23 protein-coding genes are annotated in these 24246 nt (G+C 67.9%); 14 read left to right on the forward strand and 9 right to left on the reverse strand.

Translation table 11 applies throughout. The annotated features are described in order from the left end of the window. Position 1 precedes the first annotated feature (1 nt). The 4 genes from BLU38_RS16170 to BLU38_RS16185 all read right to left on the reverse strand — a co-directional run bounded on the left by BLU38_RS16170 (position 2) and on the right by BLU38_RS16185 (position 4485). Positions 2-1348 carry an MFS transporter gene (locus tag BLU38_RS16170; RefSeq protein WP_091526433.1) on the reverse strand — a complete coding sequence of 449 codons (1347 nt, stop codon included), beginning with the start codon at positions 1346-1348 and terminating at the stop codon, positions 2-4. Between the two features lie 65 nt (positions 1349-1413). Then, complete coding sequence (locus tag BLU38_RS16175; RefSeq protein ID WP_091526435.1) at positions 1414-2409, reverse strand: 4-hydroxythreonine-4-phosphate dehydrogenase PdxA; 996 nt, start codon at positions 2407-2409, stop codon at positions 1414-1416. A gap of 132 nt (positions 2410-2541) precedes the next feature. Next, complete coding sequence (locus BLU38_RS16180) at positions 2542-3294, reverse strand: GntR family transcriptional regulator (protein ID WP_091526438.1); 753 nt, start codon at positions 3292-3294, stop codon at positions 2542-2544. A 411-nt stretch (positions 3295-3705) separates the two neighbouring features. Continuing rightward, positions 3706-4485 carry an SDR family NAD(P)-dependent oxidoreductase gene (locus tag BLU38_RS16185; RefSeq protein ID WP_231919874.1) on the reverse strand — a complete coding sequence of 260 codons (780 nt, stop codon included), beginning with the start codon at positions 4483-4485 and terminating at the stop codon, positions 3706-3708. Between the two features lie 77 nt (positions 4486-4562). Here BLU38_RS16185 and BLU38_RS16190 point away from each other — a divergent pair, with 77 nt between their 5' ends. Together BLU38_RS16190 and BLU38_RS16195 are read left to right on the forward strand one after the other, a co-directional pair. Then, on the forward strand, positions 4563-5297 hold the full coding sequence (locus BLU38_RS16190) for an SDR family oxidoreductase (RefSeq protein ID WP_091526442.1): 735 nt from the start codon (positions 4563-4565) through the stop codon (positions 5295-5297). An 11-nt stretch (positions 5298-5308) separates the two neighbouring features. Further along, positions 5309-5986 (forward strand): FadR/GntR family transcriptional regulator, encoded by a 678-nt coding sequence (locus BLU38_RS16195; protein ID WP_091526444.1) that lies wholly within the window; start codon positions 5309-5311, stop codon positions 5984-5986. 88 nt (positions 5987-6074) lie between these two features. Here BLU38_RS16195 and BLU38_RS16200 read toward each other — a convergent pair whose 3' ends face one another. After that, on the reverse strand, positions 6075-6506 hold the full coding sequence (locus BLU38_RS16200) for a hypothetical protein (protein ID WP_091526447.1): 432 nt from the start codon (positions 6504-6506) through the stop codon (positions 6075-6077). Positions 6507-6590: 84 nt separating this feature from the next. Further along, complete coding sequence (locus BLU38_RS16205) at positions 6591-7562, reverse strand: sugar-binding transcriptional regulator (protein ID WP_157683504.1); 972 nt, start codon at positions 7560-7562, stop codon at positions 6591-6593. A 144-nt stretch (positions 7563-7706) separates the two neighbouring features. On the opposite strand from BLU38_RS16205, the gene BLU38_RS16210 reads away from it, so the two are divergent. After that, positions 7707-9137 (forward strand): sugar porter family MFS transporter, encoded by a 1431-nt coding sequence (locus BLU38_RS16210; RefSeq protein ID WP_197679741.1) that lies wholly within the window; start codon positions 7707-7709, stop codon positions 9135-9137. Next, the gene (locus BLU38_RS16215; protein WP_091526453.1) at positions 9127-10560 is read left to right on the forward strand and encodes a sulfatase family protein; all 1434 of its coding nucleotides are present in this window, start codon (positions 9127-9129) and stop codon (positions 10558-10560) included. The genes BLU38_RS16210 and BLU38_RS16215 overlap by 11 nt, the downstream gene beginning before the upstream one ends. A 33-nt stretch (positions 10561-10593) precedes the next feature. Here the strand turns inward: BLU38_RS16215 and BLU38_RS16220 are convergent, their stop codons facing one another. Further along, a complete protein-coding gene (locus BLU38_RS16220; protein ID WP_091526455.1) occupies positions 10594-11487 on the reverse strand; it encodes a helix-turn-helix transcriptional regulator in 894 nt (297 codons plus the stop codon). Between the two features lie 198 nt (positions 11488-11685). Here BLU38_RS16220 and BLU38_RS16225 point away from each other — a divergent pair, with 198 nt between their 5' ends. Genes BLU38_RS16225 through BLU38_RS16235 form a run of 3 tightly spaced genes read left to right on the forward strand, consistent with a single transcriptional unit; the run spans position 11686 to position 14431 of the window. After that, positions 11686-12702 (forward strand): zinc-dependent alcohol dehydrogenase family protein, encoded by a 1017-nt coding sequence (locus BLU38_RS16225; protein WP_091526458.1) that lies wholly within the window; start codon positions 11686-11688, stop codon positions 12700-12702. Next, a complete protein-coding gene (locus BLU38_RS16230; protein ID WP_091526460.1) occupies positions 12699-13439 on the forward strand; it encodes a carboxymuconolactone decarboxylase family protein in 741 nt (246 codons plus the stop codon). The genes BLU38_RS16225 and BLU38_RS16230 overlap by 4 nt, the downstream gene beginning before the upstream one ends. Positions 13440-13441: 2 nt before the next feature. After that, positions 13442-14431, forward strand: a complete 990-nt coding sequence (locus BLU38_RS16235) for an aldo/keto reductase (RefSeq protein ID WP_091526462.1) — start codon at positions 13442-13444, stop codon at positions 14429-14431. 14 nt (positions 14432-14445) lie between these two features. Here BLU38_RS16235 and BLU38_RS16240 read toward each other — a convergent pair whose 3' ends face one another. Next, positions 14446-14952: an RICIN domain-containing protein gene (locus BLU38_RS16240; protein ID WP_157683505.1), complete on the reverse strand. Its 507-nt coding sequence runs from the start codon at positions 14950-14952 to the stop codon at positions 14446-14448. A 45-nt stretch (positions 14953-14997) separates the two neighbouring features. Here BLU38_RS16240 and BLU38_RS32070 point away from each other — a divergent pair, with 45 nt between their 5' ends. The 5 genes from BLU38_RS32070 to BLU38_RS16260 all read left to right on the forward strand — a co-directional run bounded on the left by BLU38_RS32070 (position 14998) and on the right by BLU38_RS16260 (position 21082). After that, positions 14998-15132, forward strand: a complete 135-nt coding sequence (locus BLU38_RS32070) for a hypothetical protein (RefSeq protein WP_269458118.1) — start codon at positions 14998-15000, stop codon at positions 15130-15132. 40 nt (positions 15133-15172) lie between these two features. Beyond that, the gene (locus BLU38_RS16245; RefSeq protein ID WP_157683506.1) at positions 15173-15970 is read left to right on the forward strand and encodes an HAD family hydrolase; all 798 of its coding nucleotides are present in this window, start codon (positions 15173-15175) and stop codon (positions 15968-15970) included. After that, positions 15967-17352 carry a hypothetical protein gene (locus tag BLU38_RS16250; protein ID WP_091526469.1) on the forward strand — a complete coding sequence of 462 codons (1386 nt, stop codon included), beginning with the start codon at positions 15967-15969 and terminating at the stop codon, positions 17350-17352. The genes BLU38_RS16245 and BLU38_RS16250 overlap by 4 nt, the downstream gene beginning before the upstream one ends. 149 nt (positions 17353-17501) lie before the next feature. Then, positions 17502-20132, forward strand: coding sequence for an ATP-dependent chaperone ClpB (gene clpB, locus BLU38_RS16255; protein WP_091526472.1), 2631 nt, complete (start codon positions 17502-17504; stop codon positions 20130-20132). A gap of 104 nt (positions 20133-20236) precedes the next feature. After that, positions 20237-21082, forward strand: coding sequence for a histidine phosphatase family protein (locus BLU38_RS16260; RefSeq protein ID WP_091526474.1), 846 nt, complete (start codon positions 20237-20239; stop codon positions 21080-21082). 22 nt (positions 21083-21104) lie between these two features. Here the strand turns inward: BLU38_RS16260 and BLU38_RS16265 are convergent, their stop codons facing one another. Next, positions 21105-21791: a gamma-glutamyl-gamma-aminobutyrate hydrolase family protein gene (locus tag BLU38_RS16265; RefSeq protein WP_157683507.1), complete on the reverse strand. Its 687-nt coding sequence runs from the start codon at positions 21789-21791 to the stop codon at positions 21105-21107. 190 nt (positions 21792-21981) lie between these two features. Between BLU38_RS16265 and BLU38_RS16270 the strand changes: the two genes are divergently transcribed. Both BLU38_RS16270 and BLU38_RS16275 read left to right on the forward strand, forming a co-directional pair. Then, the gene (locus BLU38_RS16270; RefSeq protein ID WP_091532574.1) at positions 21982-22722 is read left to right on the forward strand and encodes a spermidine synthase; all 741 of its coding nucleotides are present in this window, start codon (positions 21982-21984) and stop codon (positions 22720-22722) included. Positions 22723-22998: 276 nt separating this feature from the next. Next, positions 22999-24240, forward strand: a complete 1242-nt coding sequence (locus tag BLU38_RS16275) for an ROK family transcriptional regulator (protein WP_157683508.1) — start codon at positions 22999-23001, stop codon at positions 24238-24240. Positions 24241-24246: the final 6 nt, after the last annotated feature.

Genomic DNA, 24246 nt, shown 5'->3' on the forward strand with positions numbered 1-24246 from the left:
CTCAGAGCTCCTCGGAGCCGACCCGGACCCGGCCGGCGGCGCCGGCGAGCGGCTTCTCGAAGTTGATCAACAGCGATCCGATCAGGTAGATCACCGCGGCACCGGCCAGGAAGCCGAACGCCCCGGCGTAGCTGCCGGAACTTGCCGCGATCGCGTACCCCATCACCACCGGCGCCAGGGCGCCACCGGCGGCCGAGGCGATGTTCATCGCGCCGCCGACGGTGCCGACCTGCGGGCGCGGAGCCAGCCAGGCCGGGACGGCCCAGTAGATGCCGCCGAACAGGATGAAGAACACCGCGACACCGAGGGCCACCAAAGCGAGATAACCGTTGCTGGCCAGCGGAATCAGGAAGATCGCCACTGCCCCGGCAGCGCCGGAACCGACCAACATGATCTTGGTGACCAGGTTGAGCCGGCCGGTCCGCTTGCGCAGATGGTCGGTCAGGAAGCCGGAGCTGATCTCGCCGACGAAGCCCATCCCGTACACGAAGAAAGTGCCCCAACCCAGTGCCTCGAGATCGAAGTGCAGGGCATCGACGAGATAGGACGGGGTCCAGGAGATGATGCCCCACCAGGTGAACGCCCAGCCGAGGCGGCCCAGCATCATTCCCCAGAACGACACCGAGGTGAGGTAGTCGCGCGTCGACGGCAACGGCCCGTCGTCGGTCGGCCCGGTGGTCCGATCGCTGCGGATGTGGGCCAGCTCGGCATCGTTCACCCGAGGATGCTGATGCGGCTGATCGCGCAGGTACCGGTAGCAGAGCAGCGCTGCGACGATGGTCAATGCGCCGGTGCTGAAGAAGGCCCACCGCCAACTGCCGAAGACGCCGATCAGAAATGTGATCAACAGGCCGCCGAAGGCTGCGCCGAGTGGTGAGGCGGCGTCCAGGATGGTGGCGCCGCGGGCCCGTTCCTTGGCCGGCAGCCAGGCGCTGTTGATCTTGGCGCCGGCCGGATAGACCGGCGCCTCTGCGGCTCCCAGTCCCAGCCGAGTGAGCAGCAGGAAGATCGCACCGGTGGCGAAGCCGCTGACCAGCGCGACCATTCCCCAGGCGGTGCCGACGATGCCGATGATCTTGCGCGGACCGAAGCGGTCGAGCAGCCAGCCGCCGGGAAGCTGGAAGATCAGATAGGTCCAGAAGAACGCGCCGAGGATCCAGCCCTTGACAGCGGGTGTGATGGTGATGTCCTCGCCGATGTACGGCAGCGCGACCGTCAGCGCGGTCCGGTCCAGGAAGTTGATCAGGATCAGCGCGAACAGCAGGGCGAACACCCGGATCCGGACCGAGGTGCGACGACCGGTGATCGACGGGCCGCCGGTGTTCTGCTGTGGCTGCGCGGCTGTCATGAGCGACTCCCTTGTCCGAGATGATGCGGTGTTGCGGCTGCGGTGCCGGGTGAGCCCCGGGCTGGTCAGGCGGCAGATCGGGCGATCTGTTGGCGAGCGAGTTTGACGGCCAGGCCGAAGGCGTTGCGGGTGGCCCCGAGATCCGCACTGTTGGTGCCGACGATGTCGAAGGCGGTGCCGTGCGCCGGGGTGGTGATCGGCACCGGCAGCCCACCCTGGACGGTGACGCCGCGGTCGAAGCCGATCAGCTTCATCGCGATCTGGCCCTGGTCGTGATACATCGTGACCACGCCGTCGTACAGGCCTGCCTTGGCCTTCAGGAAGACCGTGTCGGACGGGAAGGGGCCATCCACGGTGGCTCCGGCCGCGCGAGCCCGGAGCACGCCGGGGGCGATTTCGTCGATCTCCTGCCGACCGAAGTGGCCGTTCTCGCCGGCGTGCGGATTGAGCGCCGCGACCGCGATCCGGGGCTGGTCGACGCCGGAGTCGCGCAACGCGCGATCGAGCAGGGCGACGGTCTCGGCGACGGCGTCGGCAGTGATCAACTCCGGCACCTCGGCCAGCGAGATGTGTGAGGTGACCCGTCCGGTCCAGAGCGCGTCCAGGACGTTGAACTCCGAGGTGCGCCCCTGGTGGCCGAGGGTGTTGGCGAACCAGCGCAGCTCGTCCTCCTCGGTCATCCCGGCCAGATGCAACGAGGTCTTGTTGAGTGGGGTGAAGCAGATCCCGTCGACCTCGCCGCTGGTTGCCAGGTCGAGGGCGAACCGTAGGCCGTCCAACGCCCACCGGCCGGCTTCGGCACTCGTCGCCGCGGTGCCGGTCGGCAGGGGCGCCGTCCGCTGCGGATCGATCAAGATCACCGAACCGCTCTCGGTCGCCGCGGTGACCGGAACCTCGACCTGGGCCTGTTCGGTCGCGCGGGCGAACTCGTCGACACTGGCGATGACGCGGAGGTCGGCCAGTTCGGCGGTAGCAGGCTCGGCCAGAAGTTTGGCTGCCAGTTCCGGTCCGACACCGGCCGGGTCACCGAGGGTGAGGGCGATGCGGGGCTTGTCGGGCATGGGGCTCCATCCGGGATATCGCTTGTAGGGGCGGGGATTGCCGGTCCTTCGACAGACTCGGGACGTGGGTCGGGCTCGGGTTCTTCGGTGTGCTCAGGTCCTTCGGCCGACTCAGGAGCCGGTGCCGGGGTTTCAGCCGGCGTGCCGTCGGCGGAGCGCGGCGAACCAGGCGGTCGAGTCCTCGGTCGCTCCGTCGAGGCGATCGACCAGTTCGAGGAGGAACGTGTCGTGACCGTGATTGCGCAGCGCCGTCACGGCCGCGTCGAGGTCGCCGGACTCGACCACGTCGAGGATCTGCTGATGTCGGTCGACATGCTGATGCAGATCCTCCAGGCCCCGCCGCGCGTCGTTGTTGAGCACCATGCAGAGCTGCATCTGCAGCGCCATCGAACGGTAGGTCAGCTCGATCCGGCGGTGACCGGCCAGGGCGACCAGACAGATGTGGAAGTGCAGGCCGGTCCGGGTCATCGCTGCCTGGTCGCCGAGCTCGGCCGATCGCCGCATCGCCGCGATCGCGTCCCGGCAGACCTGCAGCCGGTCCGGATCGGGATCGGGCAGGGCCAGTTGCAGCGCCAGCCGCTCAAGATCGGCACGCAGCGTGTAGATCTCGTACACGTCGTGGTGATTCAGCGATCGGACCGCCGTCCCGCCGCGCGGGAGCCGCTCGACCAGTCCGTCGTGCTGCAGGTTCTTCAGGGCCTCCCGCAGCGGCGGTCGGGAGACACCCATCCGTTCGGCCAGCCGGTCCTCGACCAGCCGCTCGCCCGGCAGCAGTTCGCCGCTGAAGATCATGTCCCGGAGTTGATCGGTCGCCAGCTCGGCCAGGCTCGGCGGCAGCGTCAGCCGGCGCGACCGTTCGGTCGTCTGGTCGGTTGAGCTCGCCATCGATGCCTCCGTGTTCCGTGCTTCGTATACGAGAGACGAAGTTAAGCCATCCAGCCGGTGAACCGCAACCCCCGGGGATCGCCACGAGCCAAACGAAGGTCATCAGCCTCCCGTCGTCCGACCTCCCCGGGCGAAATGGCAGCACGAGGTGCCATGCATCCCTTGGTGAATGCCAGGACCGGGGCGATCTGGCAACACGCGGGGTGATCTGTGCCGGTCAGTGCTCGGCCGGGGTGGATGGCGGTACGTGGTGCGGAATCGCCCCTCGCACCTGGTCCCGTCCGGGACGGAGCGCAGTACGTGGTGCCGTATCGCGTCGGTGACGCACGGCCGCTACCTCGGGTGCGTCGAGGAACCCGGCGCGGCGGGTGGTGATCCGAGGCGGGTGTGGTGGTTGCGGTCGAGGATCGGTCAGGAGCCGTACGCGCGGCTGGGGATCTGGGTGGCGAGCTTGCCGCCGCTGACGTCGACCAGGGTGCCGGTGATGTAGCCGGCTTGATCACCGGCCAGGAAGACCAGGAGGTCGGCGACGTCGTCGGCGCTCTCCCAGCGCCGCAGCGACAGCGTGTCCAGCAGCCGGTCCTGCGCGGCCTGCGGCATCTCGGCGAAACCGTTCATGGCGGTCGGCACCATGCCCGGGGCGTAGGCGTTCACGGTGATGTTCCACGGGCCGAGCTCGCCGGCGAGCACCCGGGTGAACTGGACGACCGCTGCCTTCGAGGCGGAGTAGGCGGCGCTGCCGATGCTGGGCACGATCGCGGCGAACGAGGCGGCGTTGATGATGCGGCCGCTGTGTTGCGACTTCATGATCGGGATGACGGCCTGGCTGAGCAGGAAGACCCCGCCCACGTTGACATCCAGACAGCTGCGGAAACGAGCCCAGTCCAGATCCTCGACCTTGCCCTCGACGTTGATCCCGGCGTTGTTGATCAACACGTCGATCCGGGAATGCCGCTCGACGATCGCGGCCACGGCCTGCCGAACCGATTCCGGGTCGGTGACATCGCAGACCAGTTGATCATGGTCAGCGGCGTCGGCTTCGAAGGCGAGGTCGAGCGCGACCACCCGGGAACCCTCGGCGACGAAGCGGTCGACGATCGAGCGTCCGATGCCGCGGCCGCCGCCGGACACCACGACGATCTTGCCGGTGTGGTCGATCAACATGTGCTTGCCTTCCGGACCGTGGATCAAAAGTCATACTATTGCGCAGAAGTGTATCCGAGCTGGTCCGAGGCAGGGCAAGCAGATCGATGACAGCAGGGAGTTCGATGACAGCGGGCGCAGGAAACGACAAGGTGCTCTGGGTGACCGGCGCCGGCAGTGGGATGGGCGCTGCTGCTGCCCGGCAGGCGGCGCGTACGGGATGGCGGGTCGCGTTGAGTGGGCGGCGGGTCGAGGCGCTGGAAGAGGTCGCGCGGACGATCACCGATGACGGCGGCCAGGCGCTCGTGCTGCCGCTCGACGTCACCGACCCGGAGCAGATCGCAACCGTCCACGATGCGCTGGTCGCCGAGTGGGGAGCGATCGACGGGCTGGTGCTGTCGGCCGGGCTGAACAACCCGCGCCGCACCTGGGCCGATCAGCAGTTGGACGACTTCGCCGCCATCGTGGACACCAACCTGATCGCGGTGGCCCGGGTGATCGACGCCGCGTTGCCGCAGCTGCGCGACAGTGCCGGCGTCGTGGTGATCATCTCCTCCTATGCCGGCTGGCAGTTCAATCCCGGAGCCGGGGTCGCGTACAGCGCCAGCAAGAGCGCGCTGTCCGCGGTCGCGGTCAGCCTCAACAAACAGGAGGCGCGGCACGGGATCCGTGCCTGTCACTTCTGTCCCGGCGACGTCGCCACCGACTTCCTGCAGCAGCGCCCGGTGGTTCCCGACGCACAGGCGCAGCAGGTGATGCTGACCGCCGACGACATCGGCAGGGCGGTCGGGTTCGTGCTCGACGCGCCGCCGTACGTACGGGTCGACGAACTGGTGATCTCACCGGTCTCCCAGGTCTGAGACCTCCCGCCATGGATGCCGTCCCGAGCGCATACGAGCGGGTCCTGGAAGCGGTCGGCTCGGCTGTCGTCGCCGGGGAACTACCGGTGGGTGCGGTCGACACCGTCGACCGGATCGAGAGCCGTACGGGTGCCTCCCGCAGCATCGTTCGAGAGGCCGTGCGGGTGCTGGTCGGGCTCGGCCTGTTGACGGCCGGTCGTCGGGTCGGGCTCACCGTCTGCCCCCGTGATCAGTGGAACGTCCTGGACCCGCGGGTGATCCGGTGGCGGCTACGCAGCGATCGCGAAGATCAACTTCTCGAGCTGCTCGAGTTGCGCCGGGCGGTCGAGCCCGCGGCCGCCCGGCAGGCGGCGGAACGTCGTACCGATGACGAGGCCGAGCGGCTGCGGAGTATTGCCGACGAGCTACGAGCCGCTGCCGGCCTCGGCGGCTCGGCGTTCCTGGAGGCCGACCGGCAGCTGCATCGGGCGATGCTCCGGGCGTCCGGTAACGCCCTCTTCGTCCGGCTCGGCGGGGTGATCGACGAGGCCCTGCGGGATCGCGCCGAAGGTGAACAGGCGATCGCCCGGCCCGCGAGCCGGGACGTCGCCCTGCACGGGCTGATGGCTGCGGCGATCGCCGATGCCGACGCCGAAGGCGCGGAAGCCGCGATGCGGGAGATCGTCGAGCTGACCGATCCGACCCCCTAGACCGATCCGACCCCCTTGACCGATCTGACCCCCTTGACCGATCTGACCCCTGACCAATCCGACCCGGCGCCCCGTCCGTCCGGTCGTGTCAGGTGGTGAACGCCGTGAGATAGACCACGACAACGGTGTCGCTGCTGGTGTCGATCAGCACCGAGCGATAGGCGTCGTCGCGCAGTTGACTTCGGATCCCACTGAACGACGTCACTGCATCCGGATCCCAGCTGTCGCTGTCGTGCCGCCGGTCCTTGGTGTGCACTGACCGCAGCCCCGCGGTCGGTTCGCCGAGCCCGCTGTCGGTCAGGAACGCCGGCAGATCGGACTTCGCCATTCTCGCCGCTGCCGTCAGGTGCCAGTCCTGGAAGCCGTCCTCCACGGCGCTCAGCAGGACGGTGCCCGGAGGAAGCACGACCTTGGCGATCGACTCCACCTCGCCGGCGCTGACGAGCTCATCGTCGGCATTGCCGATGGAGCAGCCCAGCAGGCTCAAGCACAGGCTTGCGATGATCAACAATCGGCGCACCAGTCGACGATACCCGTCGGGAGGGCCGCGGACGATGATGATGACTCCGTCGGCGGCCGGGTCAGCGAAGCGGTCCGCCGGTGCTCACCGGAGCCGGTCGACGATCGCGGTCGCCAGCGACTCGTCGACCAACAGGGTCTGGACGAAGCCGGCGCGTACCGCCGCGATCACCGCGTCGGCGCGATGGGCGCCGTGGCTGGTGGCGATCACCGCCGGGATGGCACGGAGCTCGTCGGCGGTGAGGCCGATCACGCGGGCGTCGATCTTGTCCGAGACCGGTCGGCCGGCAGCGTCGAAGACTCGACCGGCGACGCCGCCACAGGCTCCGGCGACGGCCGCGCGCCGGGCCAACGGTGGTGGCAACACCGGATAGAGCGAGGAGCCTTCCGGTGTCCAGGTGCCGATCCCGACCACCGCGACGTCGACCTGCCGCGCGCGCTCCAGGACGTCGCGGATGTCCGGCTGATCGCTGAGCGCCCGGGCGGTCGCCGGATCGGGCGCATAGAGCGGGGCGTAGATCGGGTACGCCGTGCCCTCCGCGGTCCGGGCGACCTCGCGGATCACTTCGACCGATCCGAGTCGATCGCCCGGATAGGTGATCGCGCCACACAGTTGGACCACATCACAGGGTGACAGTCGATGCAGGTGTCGCGGCATCGCCTCGATCACCTGGCTCCAGGCCAGGCCCAGTCGATCGCCGGGCCGGATCCGATCGGTGAGGTGTTCGGCCAACGCGACGGCCAGGGTGTCGACGGTCGGGGCGATCTGCAGCCGTTGGGAGCGGCCGACGACAACGGCGGCGTCGATGCCGAGTGTGTCGGCCAGTCGCTCGGCGAGCTCGGCGTCCAGCCGGCCCGGATCGCCGACCTCGATGGACACGATGCCTTTCGCCTTCGCTTCCTCCAGCAGGCGGGCGATCTGCCAGCGGCTGAGTCCGGTCCGCTCGGCGATCGCGACCTTGGACCGATCGCGCAGAAAGTAGTCCTGCGCGACCTCGAGGATCAGGGCGGCGTTCTCTGCTTGTGCTTCGGCCAAGCGTGCGGGACGAGCAGGCATCGGATCCTCCGGTCGTGTGGTGGAACAGATCAAGGATCTCACATCTGAGCAAACGCTTGTGCTCAGAGTTGCACCCATCTAGCGTGCGCGAGTGAGCGAAACCAGGTGCTCATCCGTGCAACACGATGGAGTGAGGTCATGTCGGTGACAACATCGAAGAGGTCGCAGGGCCCGAACGGATCGGCGGCCGGCCGTCGGGTGCCGTCCTGGTTGATCTACCTGTTCGGAGCGCTCGGCGCGATCCTGTGGGGATACGACACCGGCGTGGTCTCCGGAGCCCTGCTGTACATCAAGAAGGACTTCCACGTCAGCCCGGGCGAGCAGGGACTGATCACGTCCTCGTTCACCATCGGAGCGATCGTCGGTGCCTTGCTGACCGCGTTGATCGTCGATCGACTCGGCCGCAAGCGGCTGCTCTTCCTGGCCGGTATCGTCTTCGTCATCGGCACCTTGCTGGCCGCCTTGGCGACCGGGCCCGGCGGCGTGATCGCCGGACGCGCGGTGCTCGGCATCGGCATCGGCTTCGTGTCGGTCAACATCCCGATCTATCTGTCCGAGATCGCACCGGCGCGCTCCCGTGGGCGGATCGTCTCGCTGACCCAGTTCATGAACGCCTCCGGAATCCTGTTGGCCTACGTTGCCAACTACGCCTTCTCGGCCACTGCCGCCTGGCGGCTGATGATCGGGATCGCGGTGCTGCCGGCCGTGCTGCTGATGCTCGGCGTCCTGGTCCTGCCGGACAGCCCACGATGGTTGGTGTCCCGCGGCCGGATCGCCGAGGCTCGCGCCGGGTTGGTCGCCCGCGGCGACGATGTCGATCCCGACCTCACGGTGCGCGAGATCCAGGCCGGAGTGGCGGCATCGCACGGGGCCTGGCGTTCGTTGCTGCAGCCGTGGGCACGCAAGCCGTTGCTGATTGCGGTGCTGATGACGGTGCTGGCGCAGTTCCTCGGGATCAACGCGATCACCTACTACGCCCCGACCGTGTTGACCACGATCGGCTTCAGCGACAGCGCATCGCTGATCAGCACCATCGGGTTCGGCTCGGTGTCGGTGCTGGCGACGGTCTGGGCGGTGCGCTTCGCCGACCGGTTCCGGCGCCGCCGCATCCTGGTGACCGGCGCGATGATCACCGGCACAGCGATGTTGATCACTGCCGTGTTCACCTGGTCGGCCGGTCTGACCAGTGCCGTCACCGGCATCGTCGCGATCGTCGCCTTCACCGCCTTCAAGGCAGGATTCTCCTCGACCTGGGGGCCGGTCTCTCGGGTGGTGGAGACCGAGATCCTGCCGATCTCCATCAGAGGTACGGCGGTCAGCGTCGCCGAGATGGCCAACTTCTCGGCCATCTTCGTCGTCACGCTGCTGTTCCCGATCCTGCTGCAGGGTGGGGCAGGATTCGCGTTCGTCTTCTTCGCAGCGATGGCGGTCGTTGCCATTGTGATCATGATCGTCGTCGTGCCGGAGACCCGGGGTCGCAGCCTGGAGGAGATCGAGATCTCGCTGCGGGCCGGTCGGCAGCGCGACGCACCCGCCAGCCAGCACCCAACGACCGAGGAGTCCCATGACCGATAAGCGTCCCAACATCGTCTTCGTCATCACCGATCAGCAACGCTTCGACACCATTGCGGCTCTCGGGTACGACCATGCGGTGACCCCGCATCTCGACAGACTCACCCGGCGCGGCACGGCCTTCACCCACACCTTCGTCACAGCGCCGTCGTGCGCACCGTCCAGGGCGAGCCTGTTCACCGGCGTCTACCCGCACACGACAGGCGTGCTCAAGAACAACGACCCGTGGAACCACTCCTGGGTCGAGTTGCTGGCCGGAGCCGGCTATCGGTGTGTGAATGTCGGCAAGATGCACACCTTCCCGTACGAGACGTCGGTCGGCTTCCACGAACGCCATGTGGTGGAGAACAAGGACCGCAGCAATCCGAAGCTGCCGTACCTGATGGACCAATGGGACAAGGCGTTCTTCGCCCGCGGCCTGGTCAAACCGGACCGGGCGACGAAGTATCGCGCGGTTCCCGACTATCGCGAGCGGCTCGGCGCCTTCGTCTGGGATGCGCCCGACGATCTGCACGCCGACAACTTCGTCGGCGGCCTGGCCACCCACTGGCTGGACAGCTATCCCGGCGAGGAGCCGTTCTTCCTACAGGTCGGATTTCCCGGACCGCATCCGCCGTACGATCCGACCCAGGAGCACCTGGACCGGCTCGCCGATGCCGAGATCCCGCTGCCGTACGACTCCGAGCAGGACCGCGCCGGCCAGCCGTACGCATTGCAGGATCTGCGCCGCGACAACCTCGAAGTCGATCATGATGCGGTGGTCCATCTTGATCATCCGACCGAGGATCAGGTGCTCCGCCAGCGCCGGCACTATCTGGCCAACGTGTCGATGATCGATGAGCAGGTCGGGCAGATCGTCGATGCGCTCGAACGCCGCGGCGTGCTGGAGGACACGGTGCTGATCTTCACCTCCGACCACGGTGACTGCCTCAATGATCACGGACACATCCAGAAGTGGTCGATGTACGAGCCGAGTGTGCGGGTGCCGGCGATCGTCGCCGGTCCGGGGATCGTCGCTGATCAACAATGCGACGGACTGGCGTCACTGATGGACCTCGGGCCGACCATTCTCGAACTCGCAGGGGTCACCCCGCCGAGCTGGATGGAGGCGGAGTCACTGCTGCCGGCGCTGCGCGGCGAATCCTGGTCCGGCCGGGAGTACGTGTTCTCCGAACACGCGCGGGACATGATTTTGCAGCAGACCGCGCTGATGACGATGGTCCGTGATCACCGCTACAAGCACGTCGAGTTCGTCGATCATGCCGATGGTCAACTGTTCGACCTGGACACCGATCCGCACGAGGAGAACAACCTGTGGGACGACCCGGACCACGCCGCGGTGCGGGAGCGGATGTCGCGGCTGATCGCCGACTGGCGCGCGGAGAGCGCCTTGCGGACCGCGGACCGGACAGCCGCCTTCCGTTGACCCGGTGCAGTGACCCGGGCATCGGCCACCGGGTCAGCGCTCGGTGCCGTCCCTGGTCATCGCGGCGGCCTCCTCGGTGACGGCCCAGGACGCGAGCAGCTTCAACCCGTCGGCGGCGGGCGTCCCCGCCGCCGCGGTGTAGACGTTGAGCCGCAGGCTCGGTTCGGACGGCAACGCCATCGATTCGTAGTCCAGATCGAGCTGGCCGACGACCGGATGGCGGAGCCGCTTCATCCCGGAGCGATGGAACCGCACGTCGTGCGACGCCCAATGCTGGCGGAAGACCTCGCTGCGGGTGCTCAGCTCGCCGACCAGTTCGATCAACGCCTTGTCGTTGGGGTTGTCGCCGGCCTCGAGCCGCAACATGGCTGCGGCATCTCGCGAGATCTGTTCCCAGTCGACGAAGAAGTCCCGTGCCGCCGGATCGAGATAGGTGAACCGAATCGTATTGGCAGGTCGCCGGGGATCGGCCAACACGGGCGAATACAGCGCACGCCCGAGCGGGTTCATCGCGATCAGATCGTGTCGGCCGTTGCGGACCCAGGCCGGTGCCTCGGTGATCGCATCGAGGATCTGCTGAACGGCGGGCCGAACGGTCTGTGGCGGCGCGGCCCGCCGCCTGCCGCGGCCGCCGGCCCTGCCCTGCCGGGCCAGCGTGAACAGATGGTCGCGCTCGGCCTCATCGAGATCCAGCGCGCGAGCAAGCGCGTCAAGGACGCCGTCGCTGGCGCCGCCGAGATTGCCGCGTTCCATCCGGACGTAGTAGTCGACCGACACCCCGGCCAGCAGCGCCACTTCCTCGCGGCGCAGACCCTTCACCCGCCGGTTGCCGCCGTAGGCCGGCAGCCCGGCCTGTTCGGGAGTGATCCGCTCCCGCCGGGTGCGCAGGAACTCCCGGATCTCGGCGCGACGATCCAGTTCAACCATGGCACCACCGTACGACGACGTCGTCGTCGAGCCTGGGTTCGGGAGTGGTCATGATCTCCAGTCTCAGCACTCCGCTCCGCGGGTGGCAGTGACTGGCGGAACGGGTAATGACAGACCCTCCCAGAGTCGGCGGCGGTGGACGTAGCGTCTCGGTCAGGCCATCCGGCACGCACACCGAGTGAGGAGTGAAGGAAGTAGATGCGAGGAGTGATCATTCACGCGCCCGGCGATGTCCGGGTCGAGGACCGCGACGACCCCAAGATCATCGAGCCGACCGACGCCGTGATCCGTACGGTGGCGGCCTGCGTCTGCGGCTCGGACCTGTGGCGCTTCCGTGGCGTCGACGCGGTCACCGAGCCGGCCGCGATCGGCCACGAGTACGTCGGCGTCGTGCAGGAGATCGGTGCGGCGGTCGACCGGATCAAACCGGGACAGTTCGTCGTCGGCGGCTTCTACGCCTCCGACGGCAGCTGCCCGCACTGCCGTGCCGGCTACCAGTTCTCCTGCGTCAACAAGTCCGGTTTCGACGGCTGCCAGGCCGAGTACATCCGGATCCCGATGGCCGACGGCACCCTGTTCGCGACGCCGGAACTGCCCGACGAGACGATGATCCCGAGCCTGCTCGCGCTGTCCGACGTGATGAGCACGGGTTGGCATGCCGCGGTCGAGGCCGGCGTCACGGCCGGCTCGACGGTCGCCGTCGTCGGCGACGGGGCGGTCGGACTGTCCGCGGTGCTGGCCGCCCGCGAACTCGGCGCCACCAAGATCATCGCCATCAGCCGGCACGCCTCTCGGCAGCACGTCGCCCGGGAGTTCGGCGCCACCGACGTCGTCGCCGAGCGCGGCGCCGAGGGTGTCGCGCGGGTCAAGGAGCTGACTGACGGCGTCGGCGCCGATGCGGTCTGCGAGGCGGTCGGCACGAACGAGTCCATGCTGCAGGCGATCCGCTCGGTTCGGCCGGGCGGGACCGTCGGCTGTGTCGGCGTCCCGCACGGGGTCGAGGTGCCGGCACGCGAACTGTTCTTCGCCAACGTCGGGATCAAGGGCGGTCCGGCCTCGGTCGCGCAGTACCTGCCCGATCTGATGCAGCGGGTCTGGACCGGACGGATCGAGCCGGGCAAGGTCTTCGATCTCCACCTGCCGCTCGAGCAGGCGGCCGACGCCTACCGGGCGATGGACGACCGGGACGCGATCAAGGTGCTGTTGAAGCCATGACCCTGACGACACCGTTCATCGACACCGACCCCGAACTGGTCGGCTGGTTCGATGCGTTCGCCGACGGCGAGGTCTCCGAGCATGACGATCTCGATCGCCGGACCCGCCTGTTGTGTCAGCTGGCCGCACTGATCGCCTGCCAGGCCGACGGTGCTTATCGCGAGCTGCTCACCGCAGCATTGCCCGACGACGTCGCACCGGTGCAGATCAAGGAGGTCGTCTACCAGGCCGTGCCGTATCTCGGGATGGCCAAGGTTTATGACTTTCTACTGGCCACCAACGAGATCCTGACCGAGCATGGCATCGCTCTCCCGCTGCCCGGCCAGGCAACGACCACGCCGGCCGATCGACTGGAGAGCGGTGCCGACGTCCAACGGAAGATCGTCGGTGCCGACCGCTTCGAATCCCTCCGGACCGGCGGGCCCACCGACCTGCAGCACATCCCGCACCTGCTGTCGGCCAACTGCTTCGGCGATCACTACACTAGGACCGGCCTCGAGCTGGACACCCGGGAGTTGATCACCTTCTCGCTGCTGGTCGCGCAGGGTGGCTGCGATCCCCAGGTCCGCGGCCATGTCCAGGGCAATCTGAACGTCGGCAACGATCGCTCGATGTTGATCAACGTCGTCACCCAGTTGCTGCCGCTGATCGGCTACCCGCGCACGCTGAACGGGATCGCCGCGATCAACGATGTGGCACCCGCCGGAACACCCGCACCGCACACCAAGGAGAAGTGATCATGGAACAACGTACCCTCGGTGACGGACTGACGGTCTCCGCGCTCGGCTTCGGCTGTATGGGGATGAGCCAGAGTTTCGGCCCCAACCCGGGCGATCGCAGCCAGATGATCGCTGTGCTGCGGGCCGCGGTCGATCGGGGTGTCACCTTCTTCGACACCGCCGAGGTCTACGGCCCGTTCGTCAACGAGGAGCTGGTGGGTGAGGCGTTACGCCCGGTCCGGGATCAGGTCGTGATCGCCACCAAGTTCGGCTTCTCCTTCGACGCCGACGGTCGGCAGACCGGCCTGTCGAGCCACCCGGACTCGATCCGCCGCGCCGTCGACGGATCCTTGCAGAGATTGGGAATCGAGGCGATCGATCTGCTCTACCAGCATCGGGTCGACCCCGAGACCCCGATCGAGGACGTGGCGGGCACGGTCAAGGAACTCATCGACGCCGGCAAGGTGCGACACTTCGGGCTCTCCGAGGCCGGGACGCGGACGATCCGTCGGGCGCACGCGGTGCAGCCGGTCGCAGCTCTGCAGAACGAGTACTCCCTGTGGTGGCGCGAGCCCGAGGCCGAGATCATGCCGACGCTGGCCGAGCTCGGCATCGGCCTGGTGCCGTTCAGCCCACTGGGCAGGGGATTCCTGACCGGCACGGTCGACGCCAGCACCGAGTTCACCGACGACGACGTGCGGACCCGGATCCCCCGCTTCAGCGTCGACGCACGGGAGGCGAATCAGGCCGTCGTCGACCTGATCCGCCGGATCGCCACCGCGAAGGACGCCAGCCCGGCCCAGGTCGCCCTGGCCTGGATCCTGGCCAGAGCGCCCTGGATCGTGCCGATCCCCGGCACCCGCCGGGTCGAGCGGCTCGAAGAGAACCTGGCCGCCGCCGATCTTGCCCTGACACCGGCCGACGTCGCCGCACTCGATCAAGCATCGGCGACGATCGACATCCACGGCGAACGCTATCCGGCGCAGATGCAGGCCATGATCGATCGCTGATCAGTACCAGCCGATCAGTACCAGCTCTGGGCCTCCGAGCTGTTGCACGGACGCATGAAGATCCTGCCCGCGGTGGAGCCGTCCAGGCACTGCTGGGAGTTCTGATTCTGGAAGCGGATGGTGCCGTCGTTCCAATGCTTGATGTACCAGCTCTGCTGGACCGAGCGGCTGTCGCTGCCGGCGAAGCACGGGTAGCTGGTGGCGTAGGTCAGGTCGCCCATGTGCGACAGGCACTGGTCGGTTCGCATGTTCCGGAACTGGACGGTGCCATCCCGCCACTTGTGCACCGACCAGCGTTGGCTGCTCGTTCCGGACACCGGTGCGGTGCGGACGCCACCGTCGGAGCCGTCCATCCGGAGCCCGGTGGCCTCGTTGGTGTAGGTCTCGATCGCATCGGCGTGCGCTGTCGCGGTCCCGGCGATCGTCACCGCGGTTCCGATCACGGCGGCGGCCGATGCCCCGGCCAACACTCGGATCGGCGTCGCGATGCCAGTCCCGGCATGGCGTGCGGAGATACTCACGGTTGCTCCTTCTCGTTGTGACGCGGGGATCGCGAACCGCCCCTGATGGGCGATCCGGCCCGCGACCTGAACGATTCTTCGGACGTCGCGGGCCAGCAGCGCGCGATTTCGGGCCTGGCCGAACAGGTCGCCCTGCCCGCCACGTCGGCCGCCGATCAAGATCAGGCCGCCGCCGAATGAAAGGATGGCCAGGCAGTGTCGAAACCCCGAGGAGCAGCTGGTGACCGTACGTCTGGTGGCATTCGATCTTGACGGAACGATCTTGGACGGCGGCGACACCGTTGTCCCGGACTGCGCCGAGCAGATCCGTCGCGTTCATGATCACGGCGTCAGGTGTGTGATCAACTCCGGACGATCGACCGAGTTCCAGGCCGAGCTGCTGGCCCGCCTCGGACTGCTGTCCAGCTTCGACGCCCTGGTCGGCGACGAGCGCTGGATCGAGCTGATCGATACCGATGGACAGCGCCGTCCGCTGCAACCGTGGAACACCGAGACCCGGCACCGATGGCAACTGCTCGAGCCGCGAGCAGCCGAGATCGCCGGTCGGGTGCAGGATGAGGTCCGACGTCGCGGCTGGGCCGGGGAGCTGATCGATGGACTCGACGTCGCACGCCGCGGCCTGTGGGCAGTGCGGATGGCCGACCCCGAGCAGGCACTGGCGATCTTCCGTTGGGTGCACCAGGGGGCCGGCGATGACGGGATCGCGATCAACTGCAACGGCGGCTACCTGCACATCTACGACGCAGCCCGGGACAAGGGAAGCGCGCTGGCGGCGATCGCGGAGCACTTCGGGGTCGCGCCGGCGCAGGTGCTGGCCTTCGGTGACAACATCAATGACCTGCCGATGCTGGACGGCCGGTACGGATTCGCCGCAGCAACGGTCGCCAATGCCGTACCGGAGATCCAGCGGGTGGTTCGAGCCGGAGGCGGCCGCCTCGCCACCCGGGCGTCGGGCGCCGGTGTCGCTGAGTTGCTCCGCGAGGCGGTGACTCCGGCCCGTGACAGTGTGGCCGAATGAGCAGCCGATCGGCCGAGGGGAGAGTCGGCGGGCCCGCCGCCCCGACCTGGGTGCTGTGCGTCGCGGCGATCCTCGCTCCGCTGTCGGCCCCGGTCCTCGACGACGAACCGTCCTGGCCGTTCTGGGCGACCCTGATCGTTCATCTGCTGGCAGCCGGCCTGCTGCTGACGCGCGCCGTGTCCTGGCTGCGGTCCGGCGCTCGGGCCCGTCGTCGCGACGTCGTGCTGGCGGTTGCTCCCGCTGTCGCCGGGCTCCTCGCACTGGGACTGGTGATGCTGGGGGCCGATGAGTACGGGATCAGGGGCAGCGCTGTGCCGCGGCTCACCCAAGGGATCCGGAGCCTGTTCCTCACCGACCTCGGCTACGTCGGTTCGGTGCTGGCGATCATCATCGTGCTGGCCAGTTCCGTCACGCTGGTGGCGGTCCTCGCCCGGCGCCGGCTGCGAGCCGGCTGGGACGAGCTCAGCGACGGGGTGGCCGATGTCGCGACCGCTGCGGCGACGGCGGCCGTCAGGACCCGGAACCCGCGAGGCTTCGAGCCCAAGACCCGACCGTCCGACGGCTTCTGGCGGCGCCTGCTGTCGCCGTCGACCCGCATCGTGATGATCGTGAACGTCCTGGTCGCGATGCCGATCCTGTGGGTGCTGGCCGCCGATCCGGATGGCGATCTGGTCGTGCTCGGATTCCTGTTCATCTTCCCCGGCCTGCCGATCACGGCCTGGGCCGTCCTGCAGACTCTGTGGCGGCCGGACTCCGAGCTGGGCTACATCTTCGCCGCGCTGGCCCGGACGATGATCGTGCCGGCGGTCACCTCGCTGCCGTTCGCGGTGCTGCAGACCGTGCTCACCCGGCTGCCGGTCTTCGTCGATCGGGTCGAGCAACATTCGTTCCACGGCAGCTACATCAGGCACTACTGGTTCTCCGGGGAGAGCGGTGCGATCAACGTCGTCGACGGGTCGGTGATCAAGACCCTGTTGATCTCGATGCTCGGTGGATATGCGCTGTCCTTGCTGGCCGGGTTGGTGATCACCGTCTTCGTGATCTGGCCGGCGATCGCCTTCCTGCGGCCGAGAGCCCTGCTGCGCGAAGCACAGCTGAGCCAACGGCCCAGCGACCTTGCCGCGAGCATTGCTTCGGTCCGTGCCCAGAGCGTGATCGCGATCCTGGCGCTCGCCATCCCGTCGCTGATGGTTCCGACAGATTCTGACGAGGTGTTGTGGTGGATCGGCGTCGCCTTGATCCCGGTCGGCGTGGTGTTGGTCTATGTCGCCTGGCGGGGCCAGCAGATCGCCCGGAAGGCCCTCGCGGCGGGCAGCACGGCGCACCGCGACAACTCCGTGACCGATGTTCCTGAGGAGCCGTCGGCCGGCGACGGCGGATAGCGCGGGGCCCGCGGTCGACCAGTGGGAACCTCCGCCGGATCGGGGAGGAGCCGGACCCTACCCGGAAGTTGAGTCGAGTGGACTCAACTTGGAATACACTCTCCTCAGGCAAGGTTGAGTGGAGTAGACTCAATGTTTGTTGGACCTGAATGAAGGAGTGCTGGGTGGAAGCGGAGAAACTCACCACGAAGAGCCGGGACGCCGTCTCGGCCGCATTGCGCAGCGCATTGCTCGCCGGCAACCCCAATGCCGAGCCGGAGCATCTGCTGACGGCGTTGCTGTCGACGCCGGAGAACACGGTCGGCCCACTGCTGTCTGCCGTCGGTGCCGATCCCGCCGCGATCAACGCCGGAGCACAGGAAGCGATCGCGAAGCTCCCGTCGGCGAAGGGTAGCTCGGTGACCCAGCCCGGCCTGTCCGGTTCGCTGGCGCGGGTGCTGGCCGACGGTGAGGCGCGCGCCGAACAGCTCGGTGACTCCTTCGTGGCGACCGAGCATCTGCTGATCGCATTGTCCGCCGTCGATTCCGCGGCCAAGCGGATTCTCAGCGGTGCCGACGTCGATGCGGAGAAGATCACGGCTGCGTTCAATGCGTCGCGTGGCTCCAAGCGGGTCACCACCGCAGAGGCCGAGGGCACGTCCTCGGCGCTGGAGCAGTACGGCGTCGACCTGACCGAGCAGGCCCGGGACGGCAAGCTGGACCCGGTGATCGGCCGGGACACCGAGATCCGCCGAGTGGTGCAGGTGCTTGCCCGCCGGACGAAGAACAACCCGGTGCTGATCGGTGAGCCGGGCGTCGGCAAGACCGCCGTCGTCGAAGGTCTCGCCCAGCGGCTGGTCGCCGGTGACGTGCCGGACTCGCTGAAGGGCCGTCGGCTGATCTCTCTCGATCTTGCCTCGATGGTCGCGGGCGCGAAGTATCGCGGCGAGTTCGAGGAGCGGCTGAAGGCCGTGCTGACCGAGATCAAGGACGCCGAGGGCCAGGTGATCACCTTCATCGACGAGCTGCACACGGTCGTCGGTGCCGGTGCCACCGGTGAGGGCGCGATGGATGCCGGCAACATGCTGAAGCCGATGTTGGCCCGCGGTGAGCTGCGGATGATCGGCGCGACCACGCTGGATGAATACCGGGAGCGGATCGAGAAGGATCCGGCGTTGGAACGACGCTTCCAGCAGGTCTTCGTCGGTGAGCCGAGCGTCGAGGACACGATCGCGATCCTGCGTGGTCTGCGCGAGCGCTACGAGGCGCATCACAAGGTGGCGATCACCGACGGCGCCCTGGTGGCCGCGGCCAGTCTGTCCAACCGCTACATCACCTCCCGGCAACTGCCGGACAAGGCCATCGACCTGATCGACGAGGCCGCCTCCCGGCTGCGGATGGAGATCGACTCCTCGCCGGAGGAGATCGATCAGCTGCGGCGTCAGGTGGAGCGGATGCGGATGCAGGAGTTCGCGCTGCAGAAGGAGACCGATCCGGGCAGCGCCGAGCGGCTGTCCAGACTGCGCGAGGATCTGGCCGACGCCGAGGAATCGCTGCGTGGGTTGGAAACCCGCTGGCAGGCCGAGAAGGAGGGGCTGAACCAGGTCGGCGATCTGAAGGAGAAGATCGACGAATTGCGCGGTGAGGCCGAACGAGCTCAGCGCGAAGGCGATCTTGGTCGAGCCAGCGAGCTGCTCTACGGCGAGATCCCTGCACTGCAACAGCAATTGGAGAAGGCCGACGAGGAAGAGAAGGAGGCCGAGGAGTCCGGCACGGGCCCGATGGTCTCCGAGGAGGTCGGTCCGAACGACGTCGCCGAGGTGGTGTCGAACTGGACCGGGATCCCGGTCGGCCGGCTGCTGCAGGGCGAGTCGGAGAAGCTGTTGTCGATGGAGGACCGGCTCGGTGAGCGGCTGATCGGCCAACGGCCGGCCGTTCGCGCGGTGTCCGATGCCGTCCGGCGGTCCCGAGCCGGGATCTCCGACCCGAACCGGCCGACCGGATCGTTCCTGTTCCTCGGTCCGACCGGCGTCGGCAAGACGGAGCTGGCCAAGTCGCTGGCCGAGTTCCTCTTCGACGACGAGCACGCCATGATCAGGATCGACATGAGCGAGTACGCCGAGAAGCATTCGGTGGCGCGGCTGGTCGGTGCTCCTCCGGGCTACGTCGGCTATGAGGAAGGCGGTCAGCTGACCGAAGCCGTCCGGCGCCGGCCGTACGCGGTGGTGTTGCTGGACGAGGTGGAGAAGGCGCACCCGGAGATCTTCGACATCCTGTTGCAGGTGCTGGACGACGGTCGGCTGACCGACGGACAGGGCCGGACCGTCGACTTCCGCAACGTGATCTTGATCCTGACCTCCAACCTGGGGTCGCAGTTCCTGGCCGACCAGACCATGGAGGCTCAGGCCAAGCGGGACGCGGTGATGAACGTGGTCCGTGCCTCGTTCAAGCCGGAGTTCCTGAACCGGCTGGACGAGGTCGTGTTGTTCGACGCGCTGGGCACCGAGGAACTGTCCAAGATCGTCGACATCAACATCACCCGGCTGAACGCCCGCCTGGCCGATCGTCGGATCGCCGTCGAGGTGACCGATGCGGCCCGGGACTGGCTCGCCCTGACCGGCTTCGATCCGGTCTACGGCGCTCGCCCGTTGCGCCGGTTGATCCAGACCACGGTCGAAGATCAACTTGCGCGCGATGTGCTCGCCGGGCGACTCGGTGAGGGTGACACCGTCACCTTCGACGTCGACGACGGCAAGGACGGTCTGGTGATCGTGGGAAGCGACCAGCCGGTCACCGCCTGACCGGATCAGAGGTCCTGAGCTTGTCGAAGGACCGGGAATGGGAACCCTTCGACAAGCTCAGGGCCCTTCGTGCGTCCGGCCGCCCGGGGCTAGTGTCCTGAGGCATGGCGATGCCGAACGATCTGGTGTTGGTCCGGCACGGTGAGGCCGAGGGCAATGTCGTACGGGAACAGGCCCGGCAGGGTGACGAATCCGGTTACACCGAGCGGTTCGTCACCACGCCGGGTCGGCGGTGGCAGCTGACCGCCGACGGTCGGGAGCAGGCCCGCTGTGCCGGTGCCTGGATCCGGACGGTGTTCGACGGCTTCGACCGCTACTACGCCTCACCGTTCACCCGGACCACGCAGACCGCGACGTGGTTGGCCCTGAGCCGGCCTGCCGACGATCGACAGGGTGAGGACCGGCGGCCGCGCTGGTATCTCAACCGCAGCCTGCGGGAACGGGACTGGGGTGACGTGGGCTCGATCCCACGGAAGGAATTCACCGACCGGCCGGAGTATGCACTGAACGCTCGGCGGCAGCGGACCGATCCGCTCTACTGGGTGCCGCCCGGCGGCGAGTCGATCGCCCAGGTCGCGGAGAACCGGGTCCGCAACTTTCTCGACACCCTGCACCGCGAGCTGGCCGGCAGACGGGTCCTGGCGGTGACCCACGGCGAGTTCATCTGGGCCACCCGGCTGGTGCTGGAGCGGCTGGACGACGACGAATTCGTCCGGCTCACCGATGACGACGGCCAACGGATCGGCAACTGCGAGATCGTGCACTACACCCGGCGTGATCCGGGCAGCGGCGCGATCAGTGATCGGTTGGAATGGCTGCGGCGCTCACGACCGATCGGTGATCATCGAACGGGGTGGCGGATGCAGGTCGACGATTGGCAGCGGATCGAGTACCGGCTCTATCTGGGTGACACGCTGGCGGACGCAGACACCGACCCGGAGTGCTCGTAGCTCTGGGCGCCCGGCCCATCGGTCAGCGGCCCTGCCGCACCAGCCAGTCGAAGGGGGCCTGCTGGATCGGGTCGTCGGCGGCGTCGACCTCCGGATGCCATTGCAGGCCGAGGATCCGACCGTCGTCGGACTCGAACCCCTCGACGATGCCGTCGTCAGCGGTCGCGCTCAACCGCAGCCCGTCGGCCAACCGATCGCAGGCCTGATGATGGCTGCTCCAACCGCTGATCCTGGTGCCGCCGAGCATCGACTCGGTGAGCGTGCCGGACCGCACATCCACCTCGTGCGGGACGCCGTCGTGTTTGACGGTGGTCTCCTCGAAGTGGGCGTGGATGGTGCCGCCCATGACGACGTTGAGCACCTGCATGCCGCGACAGATCGCCAGCATCGGCCGCTCCCGGCCCAGCGCCGCACGACTGATCGTGACGTCGGCAGCGTCCTGGGCCGGCGGCGAATGCTTCTCCCGCGGATGCACCTCCGGGACGCCGAACGGACGAAGATCAAGATCATTGCCGCCCGGCAGGATGACAGCGTCGGCCAGGTCGACCAATCGTTCGGCGCGATCGCTGTCGTCCGGCCAGGCCATCATCGGCTCGCCACCGGCGCGCGCCACCGCATCCAGCATCTTCTGCGGGACGTACACCCCGCGAGAGCTGCCGTTGATCCGTTCGGACCAACGCCCGACGATGAGAACGAGCGGTCGCGCCATGACCCTGGACCCTACCGGTCTGCCCATCGGGGCAGAGTGGAAGCCCGATCTGCCGGCCTTCCGGTGTCGCAGGATCGGTAGGGTCTGGGCGAGAAAGGGGTGTGCAGTGGACGAGTTGATCTTGCGGCGTGGTGCCGGTGGCGTGTTCCTGATCCCCGATGCCGGCTATCCCGAATCGTTCACGTTGCGGATGGGCCGGACCGATCAGTCCTACGTCGATCTCACCGACCCCACCCGGCTGGAGTTCGACTACGTCCAACGACTCGCCGAGATCATCGACCTGATCGCACCGGCCGGAGACCGGATCCGGGTGGTGCACGTCGGTGGCGCGTTGATGACGTTGCCGCGGTACGTCGCCCATACTCGTCCGCACTCGGCCCAGATCGTGCTGGAGCCGGATACCGAGCTGACCGAGTTCGTCCGCGAGCACGTGCCGCTGCCCAAACGCAGCGGGATCAAGGTCCGCGGCGTGGCCGGCCGGGAGGGGATCGAGGCGCTCCGCGACGACTACGCCGATGCGGTGATCGTGGACGCGTTCGCCGGATCGCAGGTGCCGCCCGAGCTGACCACCGCCGAGTTCTTCGCCGACGTGCAGCGGGTGGTGGACAACGGCGTGCTGATGATCAACATCACCGACAAGGGCCTGCAGTACGCACGTCGGGTGGCCGCCGCCGCGCAGAAGACCTTCGGCCGACTCTGCCTGAGCGCGGAGAGCTCGACGCTGAAGGGCCGCCGGTTCGGCAACATCGTGCTGCTGGCCGCGGATCGGCCGCTACCCATCGACGAACTCGCTCGACGATCGGCCCGCTCCGCGTTCCCCTACCGGGTGGTGACCGGCGACCGGCTGGATCAACTGATCGCCGGCGCGGCCCCGTTCACCGACGCCGACAGCGAGTCCTCACCGGCCCCGCCGGACACGCATTTCCGCTGATCGACCCGGCGTATCCGGCCGGGTCGCCCCGGGAACCAGCCAGCCGAAACGTTTGGCCTAGTCAACGGGGCATCGGTTTTGCTCAATCTCCCACTCGAGGGGCGAGACATGCCCACAATGACTTTGCTGATGGCCCCTGCCATTAATAAACTCGCTTGAGTAATCAGTGGTGTGCGTCCGCCCGGTCGGCGGTGCGGACCGTGTGACATCACGACGGAAGGTTTCGATGAGAGTGAACGTGGGCAGGCGGCGAACGACAGGGCAGCGGTCGGGCAGGTGCGAGTGACCGCCGCGGTGCCGGCTCGGCGAGCCGCCCGGCAGGGCCTGATCGCCGACTTCAACCAGACCGTCATCCTGGACGCGGTGCGGCGCAGCGCGGACGGGATCAGCCGGGTCGAGCTCGCGGCGGCGACGGGGTTGTCGGCGCAGGCGGTGACCAACATCGTCCGGCAATTGATCGCCGGTGATCTGATCACCGAGGGCCGCCGGGCACCGATCGCGCGCGGTAAGCCGCGGACGATGCTCAACCTGAACCCCGACGGCCAGTACGCGATCGGTGTGCACCTCGACCCGGCAGTGATCACCTACGTGATCCTGAACCTGGTCGGGGAGACCCTGGCGCATGTCCGGCAGATCACCCCGGGCGATCCGGATCCGACGAAGCTGACCGCGGGCGCGGCTGCCCAGATCGAGAAGTTGATCAAGAAGGCCGAGATCAGCCGGAGCAAGATCGTCGGGGTCGGGATCGCCGCGCCCGGACCGATCGACATCGATCGGGGCGTGGTCATCGATCCACCCAACCTCGCCGGCTGGCAGTCGGTACCGATCCGGCACGCGATCGGTGAAGCCACCGGACTCCCGGTACTGCTGGACAAGGACGTCACGGCCGCCGCGACAGCGGAGAAGTGGCACGGCGCCGGAGACGACTTCCTGTTCTTCTATCTCGGCACCGGAGTGGGCGCCGGGTTGGTGCTCGGCGGCGAGGTCTTCCGCGGTCGCACCCACAACTCGGGGCAGATCGGCAACATCATCGTCGACAACGACGGGCTGCCCTGCCCGTGCGGCTATCGCGGCTGCCTGGGAGAAGGCAGTCAACCGCGGCGGATGGTGCATCAGGCCGTGGCCACCGGTGGTCTCGATCGCGCGGTCGATCTGGACGATCGGCGGGCGGTCGAGACCGCTCTGGTCGAGCTCGCCGACCGGGCGGCGGCAGGGAACAGCGCCGCGGAGAAGGTGATGGACGGTATGGTCCGCGGTGTGCTCAAGGCCGCCGAAGACATCGCGCTCCTTCTTGATCTTGATCGGGTCGTGTTCGGCGGGCCACACTGGAACACCTTCGCGCCCTTCTTCACCGAGGAACGGGTCGCGGTCCTGCAACGACGGCACCAGCCGCAATCCACCCACCCGTTGGAGGTTTCCGGCACCCTGACCGGCGACGATGTCGGTGCCGTCGGTGCGGCGACCCTGGTCCTGGACCACACCTTCTCCACCAACCCGGCCGTTCTGCTGGCCAGCTGAGACGAG

Origin of the sequence: Microlunatus soli (assembly GCF_900105385.1) — a bacterium.
Classification (GTDB): domain Bacteria; phylum Actinomycetota; class Actinomycetes; order Propionibacteriales; family Propionibacteriaceae; genus Microlunatus; species Microlunatus soli.